At 67.5% G+C, this 16,079-nt stretch carries 18 protein-coding genes; 12 read left to right on the forward strand and 6 right to left on the reverse strand.

Annotation, left to right across the window (positions count from 1 at the left end; genetic code table 11):
- The first annotated feature begins 255 nt into the window (after positions 1-255).
- Positions 256-1,191, forward strand: a complete 936-nt coding sequence (locus AC4ELH_RS10440; protein WP_498884393.1) for a LysR family transcriptional regulator — start codon at positions 256-258, stop codon at positions 1,189-1,191.
- Positions 1,192-1,282: 91 nt separating this feature from the next.
- Here AC4ELH_RS10440 and AC4ELH_RS10445 read toward each other — a convergent pair whose 3' ends face one another.
- Positions 1,283-2,419, reverse strand: a complete 1,137-nt coding sequence (locus AC4ELH_RS10445; protein WP_498884395.1) for a TDT family transporter — start codon at positions 2,417-2,419, stop codon at positions 1,283-1,285.
- Positions 2,420-2,495: 76 nt separating this feature from the next.
- Positions 2,496-3,656, reverse strand: coding sequence for a CynX/NimT family MFS transporter (locus AC4ELH_RS10450; protein WP_064879283.1), 1,161 nt, complete (start codon positions 3,654-3,656; stop codon positions 2,496-2,498).
- A gap of 140 nt (positions 3,657-3,796) precedes the next feature.
- On the opposite strand from AC4ELH_RS10450, the gene AC4ELH_RS10455 reads away from it, so the two are divergent.
- Complete coding sequence (locus AC4ELH_RS10455; protein WP_463792145.1) at positions 3,797-4,459, forward strand: FadR/GntR family transcriptional regulator; 663 nt, start codon at positions 3,797-3,799, stop codon at positions 4,457-4,459.
- Here the strand turns inward: AC4ELH_RS10455 and AC4ELH_RS10460 are convergent.
- Positions 4,447-4,791 (reverse strand): winged helix-turn-helix transcriptional regulator, encoded by a 345-nt coding sequence (locus AC4ELH_RS10460; RefSeq protein ID WP_064879223.1) that lies wholly within the window; start codon positions 4,789-4,791, stop codon positions 4,447-4,449. The genes AC4ELH_RS10455 and AC4ELH_RS10460 overlap by 13 nt on opposite strands.
- A 46-nt stretch (positions 4,792-4,837) precedes the next feature.
- On the opposite strand from AC4ELH_RS10460, the gene AC4ELH_RS10465 reads away from it, so the two are divergent.
- A complete protein-coding gene (locus AC4ELH_RS10465) occupies positions 4,838-5,572 on the forward strand; it encodes an SDR family oxidoreductase (RefSeq protein WP_498884398.1) in 735 nt (244 codons plus the stop codon).
- A gap of 1 nt (position 5,573) precedes the next feature.
- Here the strand turns inward: AC4ELH_RS10465 and AC4ELH_RS10470 are convergent, their stop codons facing one another.
- On the reverse strand, positions 5,574-6,914 hold the full coding sequence (locus tag AC4ELH_RS10470; RefSeq protein WP_064879281.1) for a sensor histidine kinase: 1,341 nt from the start codon (positions 6,912-6,914) through the stop codon (positions 5,574-5,576).
- 167 nt (positions 6,915-7,081) lie between these two features.
- Between AC4ELH_RS10470 and AC4ELH_RS10475 the strand changes: the two genes are divergently transcribed.
- The 4 genes from AC4ELH_RS10475 to AC4ELH_RS10490 are packed head-to-tail and all read left to right on the forward strand — an operon-like array spanning position 7,082 to position 9,391.
- Positions 7,082-7,828, forward strand: a complete 747-nt coding sequence (locus AC4ELH_RS10475) for a Clp protease N-terminal domain-containing protein (RefSeq protein WP_448449173.1) — start codon at positions 7,082-7,084, stop codon at positions 7,826-7,828.
- A 40-nt stretch (positions 7,829-7,868) separates the two neighbouring features.
- Entirely contained in the window at positions 7,869-8,294 is a 426-nt protein-coding gene (locus tag AC4ELH_RS10480) for a PPOX class F420-dependent oxidoreductase (protein WP_064879217.1), read from the forward strand.
- A 45-nt stretch (positions 8,295-8,339) separates the two neighbouring features.
- Positions 8,340-8,873: a hypothetical protein gene (locus tag AC4ELH_RS10485; RefSeq protein ID WP_498884400.1), complete on the forward strand. Its 534-nt coding sequence runs from the start codon at positions 8,340-8,342 to the stop codon at positions 8,871-8,873.
- A complete protein-coding gene (locus AC4ELH_RS10490) occupies positions 8,873-9,391 on the forward strand; it encodes a GNAT family N-acetyltransferase (protein ID WP_498884402.1) in 519 nt (172 codons plus the stop codon). Before AC4ELH_RS10485 ends, AC4ELH_RS10490 begins: the two co-directional genes overlap by 1 nt.
- On the opposite strand, the gene zapE is transcribed toward AC4ELH_RS10490, so the two are convergent.
- The gene (gene zapE, locus AC4ELH_RS10495) at positions 9,388-10,425 is read right to left on the reverse strand and encodes a cell division protein ZapE (RefSeq protein WP_498884403.1); all 1,038 of its coding nucleotides are present in this window, start codon (positions 10,423-10,425) and stop codon (positions 9,388-9,390) included. The genes AC4ELH_RS10490 and zapE overlap by 4 nt on opposite strands.
- A gap of 34 nt (positions 10,426-10,459) precedes the next feature.
- Between zapE and AC4ELH_RS10500 the strand changes: the two genes are divergently transcribed.
- From AC4ELH_RS10500 to aftC, 3 genes are read left to right on the forward strand one after another with little or no spacing between them, the layout of a single operon-like run.
- Entirely contained in the window at positions 10,460-11,230 is a 771-nt protein-coding gene (locus tag AC4ELH_RS10500; RefSeq protein WP_064879208.1) for a pyrimidine reductase family protein, read from the forward strand.
- A 59-nt stretch (positions 11,231-11,289) separates the two neighbouring features.
- The gene (locus AC4ELH_RS10505) at positions 11,290-12,867 is read left to right on the forward strand and encodes an alpha/beta hydrolase (RefSeq protein ID WP_498884405.1); all 1,578 of its coding nucleotides are present in this window, start codon (positions 11,290-11,292) and stop codon (positions 12,865-12,867) included.
- A 36-nt stretch (positions 12,868-12,903) separates the two neighbouring features.
- A complete protein-coding gene (aftC, locus tag AC4ELH_RS10510; protein WP_064879206.1) occupies positions 12,904-14,181 on the forward strand; it encodes an arabinofuranan 3-O-arabinosyltransferase in 1,278 nt (425 codons plus the stop codon).
- On the opposite strand, the gene AC4ELH_RS10515 is transcribed toward aftC, so the two are convergent.
- The gene (locus tag AC4ELH_RS10515) at positions 14,173-14,745 is read right to left on the reverse strand and encodes a class I SAM-dependent methyltransferase (protein ID WP_448449168.1); all 573 of its coding nucleotides are present in this window, start codon (positions 14,743-14,745) and stop codon (positions 14,173-14,175) included. The genes aftC and AC4ELH_RS10515 overlap by 9 nt on opposite strands.
- Before the next feature lie 92 nt (positions 14,746-14,837).
- Here AC4ELH_RS10515 and AC4ELH_RS10520 point away from each other — a divergent pair, with 92 nt between their 5' ends.
- Together AC4ELH_RS10520 and msrB are read left to right on the forward strand one after the other, a co-directional pair.
- Positions 14,838-15,581 carry a helix-turn-helix transcriptional regulator gene (locus tag AC4ELH_RS10520; protein WP_448449167.1) on the forward strand — a complete coding sequence of 248 codons (744 nt, stop codon included), beginning with the start codon at positions 14,838-14,840 and terminating at the stop codon, positions 15,579-15,581.
- Positions 15,582-15,652: 71 nt separating this feature from the next.
- Positions 15,653-16,069 carry a peptide-methionine (R)-S-oxide reductase MsrB gene (gene msrB, locus AC4ELH_RS10525; RefSeq protein WP_448449166.1) on the forward strand — a complete coding sequence of 139 codons (417 nt, stop codon included), beginning with the start codon at positions 15,653-15,655 and terminating at the stop codon, positions 16,067-16,069.
- Positions 16,070-16,079: the final 10 nt, after the last annotated feature.

Genomic DNA, 16,079 nt, shown 5'->3' on the forward strand with positions numbered 1-16,079 from the left:
CCTGGTGGTGGGCACCTGCAAGAGTTCCGGCGCCCTGTAACGACGAAAGGCAGCGACCGATGGTCACTGCCTGGGCTCCGGGTGGATGCGTGCTTAGTGCTGCGCTTTATCGGCTCCGCCCGGAGCCTCGATAAAGCGCCAATAGCTGGCACATACGCCGATAGTCACGTCGGCCAGGTTACACCACGTCCGGCGCGACGCCCCAACCGGTGCGTTCACAACCGCCATTTGTGACCACGCCCTACGATCCTGGGCATGCCGCTCAGCCCCCGAATGCCCGAGCTGGCAGCGTTCGAAGTGCTGCTGGCGATCGCGCGTACCGGCAGCATCGGAGCCGCCGGGCGTGAGCTGGGTCTCACCCAACAGGCGGTGTCCGCGCGGCTGGCCTCGATCGAATCGCAGACCGGCGTGCGGCTGGTACAGCGCAGTCCCCGCGGTTCGCAGCTGACCGCGGCCGGTGCGGTCGTCGCCGAGTGGGCCGACCAATTGCTCGACGTCGCGGAGCGGGTGGACGCCGGGCTGGCCTCGATGCGTACTGAGAGCCGCGATCGCGTCACCGTCGCGGCCAGCCTCACCATCGCAGAACAACTCATGCCGCGCTGGCTGGTGTCGCTGCAGGCCGACGCGGCACACCGCGGAGTGAACGCACCCCAGGTCATCCTCACCGCGGCCAACAGCGATCAGGTGATCGCCGGCGTCCAGGACGGGTCGGCCGACCTCGGCTTCATCGAATCTCCAGGCGTCCCGACCGGACTGCACAGCCGGGTGATCGCCCGTGACGAGCTGGTCGCCGTGGTACCCCCGGATCACAAGTGGGCCCGTAGATCCGCCCCGGTCAGCCCCGTCGAACTCAGCGAGACACCTTTGGTGTCAAGGGAAATCGGTTCGGGCACCAGGGATGCCCTCAGTTCTGCGCTGCGGTCCGCGCTGGGCCCGTCGAGCCGGCAGGCCGACCCCGCGATCGAATTGTCGTCGGCAGCCGCGATGCGTGCCGCGGTGCTGGCCGGGGCCGGGCCCGCCGTGATGAGCCGGCTGGCCGTCGAAGACGATCTCACCCTGGGCCGGCTGTGTGAGGTACCCGTCGCCGGACTGGATCTGCACCGGGAACTGCGTGCCATCTGGTCGGGTGGCCGCACCCCGCCGGCCGGGGCGGTGCGCGAACTGCTCAGCCACATCGCCTCGGCGCGTTGAGCCGGGCCAGGAACCGTCACGAAAACAACGCCGTGGTCGCTCCCGCTGCCGGATCGCGACCATGGCGTTGTTCTCGGTAGATGCGCTGACCTCAGCCGCGCAGTAGCCATCCGGTCCGCACCCCGCGAAGGGTGTTGGTCGCGACGGTCGCCCACGCGGCCAGCAGCACCACGTACAGGGCGACAGCCAGCCAGGAAATGGCGACGGCACCGGTGGCGACGCCCAGTGCTGATGCTCCCGTCACGCAGGTCCCCACCGGGAAGGTGAAGCTCCACCAGGTCAGGCTGAATGACAGCCCGCGGCGCGCACCGTGCACGGTGAGTGCCGTCGCGAGGCAGAACACAAACGCTCCGAAGCCGCCCATCACCAGGCCGTAGACGATCCCGAAGGCGTGCAGAGCAGAGACCGTGGCGCTGTCGGTGAGCACCGAGCCGGCATGGGCCGCCAGCAGATTGGCCGCGGTGATCGACTGGCCGACGACGCCGAGCACGATCCACACCGTCGGAATCGCCTGCACCTGGCTGAAGCCGCCGTGCATGAGCCGCGAATACACCATGGTGGTGGTGATCAGACCGGCCAGCAGGCTCAGACCGAACATGGCATAGCAGGCGACCAACAAGGTCATCCCCGCTTGTCCCGGACCGAGATGCGACAGCAGCAGGGCGCCGGTGGAGGCCGAGACCATCGGCGACACCACCGGCATCATCCAGGCCGGCACCGCCTCGACGTCGGTGTGATCCTCACGGGTGATCATCGCGTACGGAAGCCACAGACTCACAACCAATCCCAGCGCCGTACCGGCGATCCACAGCACTACGTCGAGGGCCAGCGCCGCGGACGGGCCGATGATGCCCGGCCCGAGCAGCAGCGCACCCGCTCCGACGGTGAGCAGCGCCATCGCCGGGGCACCGTAGAACTGCCCCATCACCTGGTGCCCGGCGTAGGCCTTCGCCTGTTCCCGATGACGGATCCAGTGCGTGGCGAACGCCGCGGTCAGGATCACCAGCACGGTGGCGGCGAGAATCCATACCGCAGTGGCGAACTCGTGCAGGCCCGACAGGTGCAGCGGCAGGGTGGCCGCCGCCGTCGCGACGATTCCGGTGCCCATCACCGAGGCGAACCAGTTCGGCGTGATGTGCCGGAAGGCCGAACTCGCACTGTCCAATTCGGCCAGCAGGGCGGTGTGGAACGGCCTTGCCGCGGTGTAAGTCGCCGTGTAGGTGGTCACCTCACCAATGCTGGTGGGTGCGACCGATCAGCGGTAGGTGCCACGATCTTGTGGCGCCACAAGCCAGGCTTGTGACTCAGACATATCGGTTCCGGCCGGCCAGCGCGCCCGCCACCATCTGCACCAGGTAGATGACCATCACCATGGCAAACGGCGCCGTCCAGCCGGCGGTCATGTCATGAAGCAGCCCGAACGAGAACGGACCCACGCCGGCCAGAAGATAGCCGAAACCCTGCGCCATGCCGGAGAGTCGCGCGGTGTCCTCGGCGTTACGCGCACGCAGAGCAATCACCGTGAGCGCCAACGAGAACACGCTCATCCCGATGCCCACGAAGAAGCTCCACAGCAGCGGCGCCGCACCGGGATCGACGAGCAGGCCGATCATGCCGATCATGCCGACCACGCCGAGCCCCACGATCCAGCCACTCTGGTTCTTCTGCTTGGCCGCCAGCGGCGGAACGATCAGGCTGATCGGGACGGCCAGGATGGACACCAACCCGAGCAGCAGGCCGGCGTCGGTCTTGCTGACCCCGCTGTCGATGAACACCTCGGGCAGCCAGCCCATGACGATGTAGGCCAGGAACGACTGGCAGCCGAAGAACAACGTGATCGTCCAGGCCAACGGACTGCGCAGCAGCGAGCGACCGGCAGTCCCCGACGAGGCCGCTTCGGTACGGGCCGTGCTGATTCCCCGCGCGCCCACCAACCAGAACAGCAGCGCGAGAATGGCCACCAGGGCCCAGGCACCCAACGCGCCCCGCCACCCGCCGAGCAGGGGCTCCAGCGGTGGGGTGACCGCAGAGCCCAGCGCCCCGCCGCCCTGCAGGGCCGCGGTGTAGACGCCGGTCATCAGTCCGATCTGGGCAGGGAACGAGCCCTTGATCACGACCGGGATGAGCACGTTGACCAGCGCGATGCCCCCAGTGGCGACCAGTGTTCCGCCGATCACCACGTACGGTCCGTCCAGCACCCGGGCCACCAGACCGACGCTCAGAATCATCAGGGCGACCGAGATCGCCCGGCCCAGGCCGATCCGGCGGGCCAGCCACGGCGCGGTCAGACCCGCCGCAGCGAAGCACAGCCCGGGCAGAGTGGTCAGCACGCCGGCCCACACGGCGGACGCGCCGAGGGTCTCGCGCATCTCCCCGAGAACCGGCCCGATGCTGGTGATCGCCGGGCGCAGGTTCAGCGCGGTCAGGATCACCGCCACGATCAGCAGGGCACCGCCCGCCGCCATCTGAGCCGGGCGGACCTCTACGGCACCGTCGAGCTCGAGCTCCAGATCATGCTCGTAACCGTTCAGCGTTTCCTTGCGCAGAGACCTACTCACCCGGTTATGATGCCATACATCCCATGATTGGATGAAAGGACTTTGAAGTGCCGCTCGCCACAACGCGACGCACAGGCCTCGTCGACCAGGTGATCGAGCAACTGCGCACGCTGGTCACCTCGGGCGAATGGCCGGTCGACAGCCGCATCCCCACCGAGCCCGAACTGGTCGAAGCTCTCGGCGTGGGACGCAACACCGTGCGCGAGGCGGTCCGAGCCCTGGCGCACAACGGCATCTTCGAAGTCCGGCAGGGCGACGGCACCTATGTGCGCGCCACCAGTGAGGTATCCGCGGCCCTGCGCCGGCTGTGCGGATCCGAGCTACGCGACGTGCTGCAGGTCCGGCGCTGCCTTGAGGTTGAAGGGGCCCGCCTGGCCGCCGTCGCGCGCACCGAACAGGACCTTGTCGAACTACGCGCCCACCTGGCACACACGGACACCACCGACCACGCGCAATTCACCCACTCCGACACCGAATTCCACCTGGCCGTGGTGCGGGCGTCGCACAATCCGGTACTCGTCGAGATCTACCGCGGGCTCCTTGAGGCGATCACCGCCAGCGTCGCGACGACGAGCGCGGGTCCCGGCGGGATGTTCCCGCACGACGATCTGGTCGACGCGATCGCAGCCGGCGATGTGGAACGTGCCGGGCAGGAGGCCGCGGGCTTCCTCGACGAACTGCTGGAGAGGTCCCCGGCTCAGGACTGCTGAGCCTCCCCCGCCTTCCAAGATTCCGACCAGTCCCACAATCCCGACAGCGCCGCCCCCAACCCGGCACCGGCGACCGTCAGTTCCCATGCCCCGGTTTCGTTCTTGACGACCAGTCCGGCCGCCAAGAGTTGTTGCAGCCGCTCCGACAACATGCTCGACGAGCAATTGCCCATGTGTCGGCGCAGTTCGAGGAATCCCAACGACCCCGGTTCGAGCTCCCAGATCACCCTCAACACCCAGCGCTGACCCAGCAGCTCCATGACTGCCAGCATCGGCGCATTCGCCGGGTCTTCACCACGACGGACAAACTCGGGCCCACTTGCGCTTCTCATTTAGAACCATCATATTGGTTCTAAATCAGAAGCACGGAGGCCTGTCATGAAAGTCGCGCTCGTCACCGGCGCAGCACGTGGGATCGGCGCCGAAGTGGCCCACCAGCTCGGCGCGGCCGGCGTGCACGTGATCGTCAACTACCGCGAGAAGATCAAGCGGGCCAACGCGATTGTGGATGCCATCACGGCGGCAGGCGGTCACGGGTCCGTTGCGGGCGCGGACGTCTGCGATCCCGACGCAACCGCCAACCTGATCAACCACATCAGGGACACGTTCGGCCGCCTGGACATGTTGGTACTCAACGCTTCCGGCGGACTGGAGCGTGGCGCCGACGCCGGCTACGCGATGCGGATCAACCGCGATGCCCAGGTACGCCTGTCCGAACTGGCGCTGCCGCTGCTCAGCCCGGGCGGCCGCATCGTGTTCGTCACCAGCCATCAGGCCCACTTCCACGGGCAGCAGCCGGTTCCCGACGATTACCAGCCCATCGCCGCGAGTAAGCGCGCCGGCGAGGACGCGCTGCGCGCGATGCAGTCCCGTTTCGATGAAGCCGGAGTGTCGTTCGTCGTGGTGTCCGGCGACATGATCGAGGGCACGATCATCGTGCGGTTGCTGGCCCGCCGCGACCCTGATGCCGTTTCGGCCAGGCAGATTCACGGCGCCCTGCCCACCATCGAGGAGTTCGCCGGGGCGATCGTCGACGCCGCTCTCGAACCGGCTACCTCAGGTTACACCGTGTATGTCGGCGGTGCCGATTACGTCGCTGCCGCGCACCCCTGATTCAGAAGGGCGCATCCTCCACCCGCCGGGTCAACGGCAGCTGCAACAGCAACCGCGCGCCCCCCAGCGGGCTCTCCGTCAAAGCAGCTGTGCCACCGTGCAATTCGGCTTGCTGGGCGACCAGCGCCAGACCCAGACCGGATCCCGACCGCGACGCCGTGGATCCGCGGGCGAACCGCTCGAACACCTCGGCCCGCTCGACCTCGGGCACCCCGGAACCGTTGTCGTCGACCACGATCTGCACGTCGTCGGCCGAACTGACGGCGCTCAGCCTGATTTCGGTGGCGCCACCGTGCTTGACGGCGTTGGCGATGGCATTGTCGATCACCAGACGCAGGCCCGCAGGCATGCCCAGCATCAATACCGTCGGCGAGGGCATCAGTGTGGCCCGCAGGCCCGGATACGTGCGCAACGCATCGTGCGCCGCGCGGTCGAGCAATTCGGTGACATCCATCGGCACGAAGTCCTCGACCGTGGTCAGCTCCCCCTGCGCCAGTCGCTCCAGGGCGGTCAGGGTGCCCTCGATGCGGCTCTGCGTACGCATGACGTCCCCGATCACCTCCTTGCGCTGCTCGTCGGTCATGTCCAGTGTCGACAGCACTTCCAGGTTGGTGCGCATCGCGGTGAGCGGAGTCCGAAGTTCATGGGAGGCGACCGCGGCGAAATCACGGGCCGATTCGAGCGCGGCCTTGGTGCGCTCCTGTTCGTTGCCGATGCGCGCCAGCATGCCCTCGACCGCCTCGGCGATCTGCACGGCCTCACGCACACCGCGGACCTGTACCTCGTCGGGCTTGGACTGGGCGTTGATGGCGCGGGCCTGCTGCGCCAGCAGCCGGAACGGCGTGATCATCACCAACGAGATCATCCAGCCCACCACGATGGTGCTGCCGATGACGCCACCGCAGATCAGCAGGACACGCAGGTGCAGTTCGTCGATCCGGCGCTGCGTCTCGGCCAGTGGCGCACCGAGGGCGATGGTCGCGGGGCCGGCCGTGAAGGTGCGCACGCGGTACTCGACCCCGTCGATCGTCGTGTTCGTGTAACCGTTTTCCAGCCGCGGCAGGACGATGTCGCTGGGCACCGAGACGCTGACGCCACCGATGTGGGCGGTGCGGACGAGACCGCCGTCGTCGGGCATGGCCTTGTCCGCCGATCCCTGCTTCGTGGCGGTGAGCAGCGTGCTGACATCGCCGAGGCTGCTCAATGAATCGAGTCTCCGATCCAGCTGGCTGTACTGGTCGTTGGTCACGCCGATCCACACCCAGGTACCGAGCGTGATGACGGTGACCACCACCGACAGCGCACCCACGATGACGATCGTGCGCAACGACAACACGCGCATCACCGGCCGCAGCACGGGGCGCAGCAGCGTCAGGACGCGATCTTCGAGATTCACCGGCGCTATCTTGCCCGATCCGTGCGGACCGGCGCCGCGAGCACCGGACCGCCCACACCAATCATCGTCAACTCATGGTTGACGATGCCCTATCGTCAACCTACAGTTGACGCATGAGCAAACCCGTCACCATCTCCAACCCCGTCCGCCTCGACGACCTCATCGGTGCGATCAAGAAGGCTCATACCGAACCACTCGAGCAGTTGATCGATGCCGTGATCGCCGCCGATGCCCTCGGCGAGATCGCCGACCACCTCATCGGGCATTTCGTCGACCAGGCCCGGCGCTCCGGCGCGTCCTGGACCGACATCGGCAAGGCCATGGGCGTCACCAAGCAGGCCGCCCAGAAACGCTTCGTACCGAAAGTCCCCGATTTCGACCCGGCCGCCCTGGACCCCAACGCCGGATTCGGCCGGTTCACCCCGAGGGCCCGCAACGTCGTCGTGGTCTCCCAGAACACCGCACACGAAGCCGGCAACACCGAGATCACCCCCGATCACCTGCTGCTGGCACTGTTCGCCGAACCCGACGGCCTGGCCGCCAAACTCCTTGTCAGTCAAGGAATCACCGCCGATACGGCTCGCGCGACCATCACCCTGCCGCCGCCCGCCGGGACGGTCCCGGCACTGATCCCGTTCAGCGCCGCGGCCAAGAAGGCGCTGGAACTGACCTTCCGCCAGGCACTTCGGCTCGGCCACAACTACATCGGGACCGAACACATCCTGCTCGCCCTCGCCGAGGCCGAAGGTGAGGAGGGGCCCCTGCACCGACTCGGCGCCGACCCCGAACGGTTCGAGACCGAACTCGCCGCGGCCCTGGCGCCGTTCATCGCGAAAGGCCAGGACAGCGCCGGACAGTGAAACCGGGAATGAAAGCGCCCGCGCAACCGTAGAACCTGACGTGTTACTCAACGACGCCGCACGCGAACTCATCGGCGCGGGTGCCGATGCCACGCTGGTCACCTTGAATCCGGACGGGAGCCCACAGGTCACCCTGGTCTGGGTGGCGCTGCAGTCCACGCCGGACGGCGACGAGCTGGTGACCGCGCACCTGGCCGAGCACAAGAAGGTGCGCAATGTCCGACGCGACCCTCGCGTGGCCCTGACGATCATCGATCCCGGGCGGGTGGGCGAAGCGATGCGCCCCTACCTGGCGATCACCGGCACGGCCCGCATCGTCGAGGGCGGAGCACCAGAGCTCCTCAAAGAGCTGGCGCAGACCCTGGCCGCCCCCGATGTTCCGTTTCCCCCCAAGGACGCGCCGCCCGGTTGGCTCACCCGCATCCGGATCGACAAGGTCGGCGGCGTCGGCCCCTGGGTGTCCTGACCCATCCGGCTGTAACACGTTTCAATTTGTGCGATCATGCCTGGCATGCCTCGCTGGTTTGCGCTCCTGTTCACGGCTGTGGTCGCCGCCGTCGCCGCCCTGGTGGTTCCGCCGACGGCCTCGGCCGAAAGCGCCCCGATCGGCAACGTCGGCCAGACACTGCGGGTGGAGACCGACAACGGCATCGTCGCCGACGTCACCGTGCACGACGTGCTCGCCAGCGACGTACCTCCCGGCTGGGGCTGGAACGGCTCGCCGCGCTGGCGCGCCCAGGGCAGCCCGTGGCGGGCCCCGGTCACCGTGACCACCATCGCTGCACCCAATCCCTACGCGATGGCGCTGGCGTTCACGTTCAACGGCGTCACCCCCTACGCCGACGCCTATGTACCCAAACACACCGATGCGCCCAACCGGCTCGAGGCAGCGCTGCGCAACGCGCCCCCGGGAGCCACCGTCAACGGCGACGTCTACTGGGACGTCTACCGCGCACTGGTCACCAACGTGGTGTTGACCGATACCAAGACGGGCAAGCATCTGGCGCAGTGGAACCTGTGGCAGCCAGGCGCGCCCCTGCCTTGATGATCGCCCGTGCCACGGCGGCGGACCTTCCCGAACTCGCCGCGGTGGCGGCCGCCACCTTTCCGCTGGCCTGTCCCCCGTCGGTGACTCCCGACAACGTCGCCGCCTTCATCGCCGAGTACCTCTCCGAGGCCCGCTTCGGCGAGTACCTCACCGATCCGGACCGGATCGTTCTGGTGGCGCGTGACGGCTCGATCACGGGCTACGCCATGCTGATTCACGGTGTTCCCGACGACGTCGACGTGCAGCGGGCAGTGACGCATCGACCCGCGCTCGAACTGTCCAAGATCTATGTGCTGCCCGACCGCCACGGCGGCGGTGCCGCGCAGGCACTGATGACCGAGACGCTGCGGACCGCGACCGAATCCGGAGTCGGCTGCGTGTGGCTGGGGGTCAACCAGGAAAACCAGCGCGCCCAGCGCTTCTACGCCAAGAACGGTTTCACCGTCAGCGGCACCAAGACGTTCCGGCTCGGGACGGGTGTGGAGAACGACTACGTGATGGTCCGGCCCGTCTAGGGCGTTCGCTGCGCGGCAGCCGTCAACGCCAGCAGGCGCGAGGTGGCCCGCAGGTACTTCTTCCGGAAACCTCCGGCGACCATCTCGGGGCTGAAAATGGTGTCCAGCTTGGTCCCCGACGCCAGCACCGGAATACCCGCGTCGTAGAGCCGGTCGGTCAGCGCGACCAGTCGCAGTGCCACGCTCTGGTCCTCGATCGGGTGCACACCGGTGATGAACACCTCGGTGACATCCTCGATCAGCGCGTGATAGCGCGACGGATGCATGGTCGCCAGGTGCGCACACAGCACGTCGAAGTCGTCGAGGGTCGCCCCGACGATGCCCTCGGCCCGTTGCGCCACCTCGTCATCGGACAACGGCTCGGGCGCCGGCGGCAGATCACGATGCCGGTAGTCGGGCCCCTCGATCCGGACGGTCGTGAATATCTGGGCCAGCGTGTTGATCTCGCGCAGGAAGTCCTGGGCGGCGAACCGGCCCTCGCCCAACTGCTCGGGCAGCGTGTTCGAGGTGGCCGCGATCGAGACGCCGCGCTCCACCAACGCCGAGAGCAACCGCGAGATCAGTGTCGTATTGCCCGGGTCATCGAGTTCGAACTCGTCGATGCACACCACCGAATACTCGGAGAGCAGGTCGATGCACTCGTTGTAGCCGAACACACCGGCCAGCTGCGTCAGCTCGCCGAACGTGGCGAACGCCGTGGGGGCCTCCCCCTGTGAGAGCGTGTAATACGTCGAGGCCAACAGGTGGGTCTTGCCGACGCCGAACCCGCCGTCCAGGTACAGACCGACCCCGGGCAGCACCTCCCGCTTGCCGAACAGCTTCTTCTTGCCCGCCCGCCGAATCGCAGCCTGCTCGCAGAATCTGCGGCAGGATTCGACCGCGGCGGCCTGGGACGGTTCGGCCGGGTCCGGCCGGTAGCTGTCGTAGCTGACGTCGGCGAACGTCGGCGGCGGAATCAACTGTGCGACCAACCGCTCCGGAGTGACGGTGGGATGACGATCGGCGAGATGAGCGACGCCGCTGGACCCGTGCATTCAGGCAGCGTAACGACGTGCTCCAATTCAGTTCATGTCCGATGACATCGCCGGGACAGACCTGACCGTGCTGGGAAACGTCGACAAGATCGCCGACGGTCAGCTGGCTCAGTACTACGCCTACCCCGATGACCTGCAGCGATGTTGGGTCCGGGGCAACATGATCAGCAGTCTGGACGGCGGTGCCACCGAGGACGGCAAGTCCGGCGGGCTGGGCGGTCCGGGTGACCGGGCTGTGTTCAATCTCATGCGCCACTGCGCCGACGTCATCCTGATGGGCGCGGCGACGGTGCGGATCGAGAACTACTCCGGCGTACAGCTGTCGGCCGCCCAACGGCAGGAACGCCAGCGGCGCGGGCAGGCCGAGGTGCCGCCGATCGCCGTCGTCACCGCGTCGGCCGCGCTCGACCACGAAGCCAAATTCTTCAAGCGCACCGAGGTCCCACCGTTGATCCTCACCGCCACCCAGACCGTCGCCGATGCGCGTCGGCGGCTGGGCGGGGTCGCCGAGGTGCTCGATGCCTCCGGCGCGGACCCGGCCCGCGTCGAACCGGCCGTTGCGCTGCGAATCCTCGCCGAACGCAAGCTCTTCCGGGTGCTCACCGAGGGCGGCCCGTCGCTGCTGAGCCTGCTTATCGAAAACGATCTGCTCGACGAGTTGTGCCTGACCGTGGCACCGATCCTGGTCGGCGGGGTGGCTCGACGCATCGCCACAGGTCCGGGCCATGCGCACACCCGGATGCGGCCCGCTCACCTGCTCACCGACGACGAGGGCTACCTGTACACCCGCTACGTCCGCGGCTAGTTCCGACGAGCGCTTGCGCGAGGAGCATCTGCTCCGTACGTGTCGCTACTGTGGTCAGCATGCGTCATCAGCTGGTGAAAGCCCTGCGGAGGTCGGCGGTCGCCGCGCCCGTCCTGTCACTCCTGCTCACCGCTTGCTCACCCCTGTTGGCCGCAGATCCGCGCTATGCCACCAACTCCGGCGCCCACCCGCAGGGACAGCCCGAAACCACCTCGGCGGCCCCACCCGGCCCACCCGGCATCGATGCACCCAAGAACGACCTGTCCTGGCGGGACTGCACGCCGCGCGTGTTCAACGGTGCCGGCATCCAGCCGCTGCCCGACATCACGCTGGACTGCGCGACCTACGACGCCGACCTGGACTCGATCAACGGGGCCACCGGCACGCTCAGCATCGGCGTGGTCCGGGCCCGATCCACGCAGACCCCGCCGGATGCCGGCCCGCTGGTGATGACCACCGGAACGGACATCCCCTCCTCGGTGCAGCTGCCGACATGGCTGGCACACTCGGGAACCGACGTTCTCAAATCTCACCCCATCGTCGCAGTGGACCGGCGCGGCATCGGGATGTCCGGCGCACTGGACTGCCGCGACGTCTACGACCGTCAGGAGATGCTGGACCAGACGCAGTTTCAGGCCGGCAATGATCCGGTGGCCAACCTGGGGGCGGTCACCATGACCGCCACGACCAGTTGCACCGACACCATCGCCCCGGGCGACTCGGCCTACGACAACTCCCACGCCGCCGAAGATCTGGAACGGCTGCGCAGCAGCTGGGATGTGCCCGCCCTGGCACTGATGGGCGTCGGCAACGGCGCCCAGGTGGCACTCGCCTACGCCGGGTCACACCCCAACAAGGTGGCCCGGCTCATCCTGGACTCCCCGCTGCCGCTGGCCGTCGGCGCCGAGGCCGCGGCCGAGCAGCGCGTCAAGGGACAGCAGGCCGCACTGGACGCCTTCGCCGCGCAGTGTGTGGCCACCAACTGCCCGCTGGCGCCGGATCCGAAGGCCGCCGTCGACGCCCTGCTGGCCGACGCCCGGGCCGGTCGCGGCCCCGGCGGAGCCTCGGTGGCCACCCTGGCCGACGCGATCACCACAGGCCTGGGCTTCCCGCAGGGCGACCGCGTGGCCGCCACCAACAACCTGGCGAACGCCCTGGCCGCGGCTCGCGCCGGTGACGCCGGCCCGATCTCGGGCCTCATCACCCAGGCGGACAACCTGCGCCAAACCGACGGCCAGTTCGTCAACTCCTGCAGCGATGCGCTCAACCGGCCCACCCCGGACCGCGTCCGCGAACTGGTGGTCGCCTGGGGCAAGCTCTACCCGCAGTTCGGCGCCGTCGGAGCGCTGAATCTCGTCAAATGCCTCAACTGGCCCAGCGGCACGGCACCGAAAGACCCGCAGGACCTCAAGATTCCGGTGCTGCTGCTCGGCGTGCGCAACGACCCGATCGTCGGCAGCGAGGGCGTCGCCGCCGTCGCCGCGACGATCATCAACGCCGGCGCCAACAACCGACGGGTGATGTGGCAGGGCATCGGCCACGGCGCGAGCATCTACACGCCGTGCGCGCTGCCCCCGATGACGGGCTACCTCGACAGCGGCAAACTGCCCGAGACCGACACGTACTGTCCCGCCTGACGCGGGGCCCGATCGGCGTCGGTATAAGGTTCGCTGGTGGCGGCAGCAGATTCCATCATCTCCGGTTTCGTGAGCGCATTCCGTCCCCGCACCTCCCCGCCGAGCACCGCCACGGTGCTGCGCTCGGTGTTGTGGCCGCTCGCGATCCTGTCGATCATCCATCGCAGCTACGTGCTGGCGACCAACGGTTACATCACCGACGACTTCGGGCCGGTGTACCGCGCGGTCTCGAATTTCCGCCGGCACTGGGCCATCTACAACGAGCATTTCAACTTCGTCGACCCGCACTACCTGTACCCGCCGGGCGGCACACTGCTGCTGGCTCCGTTCGGGTTCCTGCCGGAGTTCGCGTCGCGCTTCTGGTTTGTCGCGTTCAACGCCGTGGCCGTGATCATCGCGGCCTGCTTTCTGGTACGGCTGTTCAAGTTCTCCCTGACCTCGGTGGCGCTACCGGCCCTGCTGTTGGCCATGTTCTGCACCGAATCGGTCACCAACACACTGGTTTTCACCAACATCAACGGCTGCGTGCTGCTCGGTGAGGTGCTGTTCTTCTGGTTCCTGCTCAAGGGCGGCACCCGCAACGTCCTGATCGCCGGCGCGGCGATCGGTCTGACCTTGGTGGTCAAACCGCTGCTGGTGGTGCTCCTGCTGCTGCCGCTGCTGAACCGGCAGTGGCGCGCCCTGATCACGGCCATCGGTGTGCCCCTGGTGTTCAATGCCGTGGCCTGGCCGCTGTCGGCCGACCCGATGGGCTTCGTACGCAACACCGCGCCCTACATCCTTGAGACCCGCGACTACTTCAACTCCTCGATCCTGGGCAACGGCATCTACTACGGGCTGCCGATGTGGTTGATCATCGCGCTGCGCGTGGCGGCCGTGGTGCTGGCAGTGGTCAGCCTCTGGTTGCTGTACCGCTACTACCGCGAACGCGATCAGCTGTTCTGGATGCTGACCTCTTCGGGTGTCCTGCTGATCAGCTCATGGCTCGTGCTCGGACTGGCCCAGGGCTACTACTCGATGATGCTGTTCCCGTTCCTGATGACGGTGGTGCTGCCGAACTCGGTGATCCGCAACTGGCCGGCGTGGCTGGCCGTCTACGGATTCATGACCATGGACCGCTGGCTGTTGTGGCGTTGGCCGACCACCGGCCGGTTCCTGGAGTACATGAAGATCACCTACGGCTGGTCACTGATGCTGATCGTGGTGTTCTGTGTGCTGTACTTCCGCTACCTGGACGCCAAGCAGGACGGGCGACTCGACGACGGCATCGACCCGCCCTGGCTGAGCCGCCCCAAGGAAGCCGAATCAGTCTGAGGTGAACTGCATGACCTGACCCGCCAATCGGGTACGGGTCTGCATCGCCAGGCCGTGCCGCGCACACACCTCGTCGAGTTCGTCGGGATTGACCAGGCGGAACGGTGACCGGTCGAGCCGGTGGACCGCGGTCGCCATCGGGGTGCGGGTCAGGTCATAGCCGGTGAACACCCCGCCGGGTCGCAGCACCCGGGCGATCTCGGCGATCGCTTTCTCCCAGTCCACGATGTGGTGCAGCATCAGGCAGCTGAGCACCGAATCGAACGAGTCGTCGCCGAACGGCAGGTCGGTGGCATCGGCCCCGCGCACGGTCACGTTCCCGAATGCCCCCAGCCGACGGGCCGCGGTACGCACCATGGCCGGGTCGAAGTCGGTGGCGGTGATTGCCAGCTCTGGGTTCGATTCGTGTAGCCGGGCCGCGATATCGCCACTGCCCGAACCAATTTCGAGCACATCATGACCCAGCCGATCCACCGGGATGCTGCCGAGCACCGCCTGCCCGGTTCCTCCGCGCCACAGCGCTGTCTTGCAGAATGCGCGCTCGATCCGTGACATTGCCGGCATGGGGGCTCCCCTCGTCGATGTGCTGATACTCCACCCTGACCGGTTGTCGCCGCCATCGCTTGTACCGATCGGTCGTATGAGAGATTGAGGTGATGAGCGAAGACCGCGCCGCCTGGTCAGGTGCACTGGCGGTCGTTGCGGGCGCCCTGTGCTACACCGGCAAGTTGTCCGATGCGCGCCGACATCGCCACGCGGCCGCCCAGGTGGTGCGGTCCTGGACAGACCCGTTCGAGCTGGCCGACGGCCACGGACGCCGGGAGGTGACCTCCGCTGCGGTCATCCCGCCGGGGCGGGAGCATTCGATCCGGATCCTCACGCCCACATCGGGGGTGCTCGTCTTCCTCGATCCGAGCGCCTTCAGTCGTACCTCCCCCGACAGTGACGATGTGGCCGAATGGGTGTCAACCGGTCGCGAACTTCCCTGCTGGACAAGTCCGTTGCCACCGGAGCAGCTGCTCGACGAGCTGATGGCCGCTCCGCCCACCGGGTACGCCCGGCCGACGGCAGACAGCTGGCACGCGAGCGTGCTCGCCGCGGTCGAGTTGATCCCGCGCCTGCTTCCGGACCCGGTCCGGCTCACCGACGTCGCACAACGGGTCGCACTGTCACCGAGCCGGCTCGGTCGACTGTTCAACGAGCAGGTGGGACAGTCGTTTCCGACGTATGTGCGCTGGGCGCGCCTACGCTGCGCCGTGGAAGCCTTGCGCGACGGGGCATCGCTCACCGACGCCGCCCATGCCGCCGGGTTCACCGACAGCGCACACGCCAACCGGGTCTGTCACGAGATGTTCGGGATGGCGCCGAGCCAGGCCAGCCGAGAACTGGTGTGGGCATAGCAGACGATCTGCCCGATCGCCGTGGGCGAGATCGGTGGCGCCGACCACCGGACAGAACGTAACTTGGGAATATGACGACCGAGGGCCCCAAGGTGCAACTGACCGACGACGAGTGGCGCGCCAAGCTCAGCTCCGAGGAGTTCGCCGTGCTGCGCCGGGCGGGCACCGAGCGCCCGTTCGTCGGTGAGTACACCGACACCAAGACCGAAGGGGTATACGAGTGCCGGGCCTGCGGCGCCGAGTTGTTCCGCAGCACCGAGAAGTTCGAATCCCACTGCGGCTGGCCGTCATTCTTCGACCCGGCCGATTCGGCCGCGGTGATCCTGCGGGAGGACACCTCACTGGGCATGCGCCGGGTCGAGGTCCTGTGCGCCAACTGCCACAGCCACCTGGGCCACGTTTTCGAGGGCGAGGGCTACCCCACCCCCACTGATCAGCGGTACTGCATCAACTCCATCTCACTGAAGCTGGTGCCCAAGACGGAGTAAGGCCGGGCCT

The organism is Mycobacterium shunyiense (assembly GCF_058270075.1).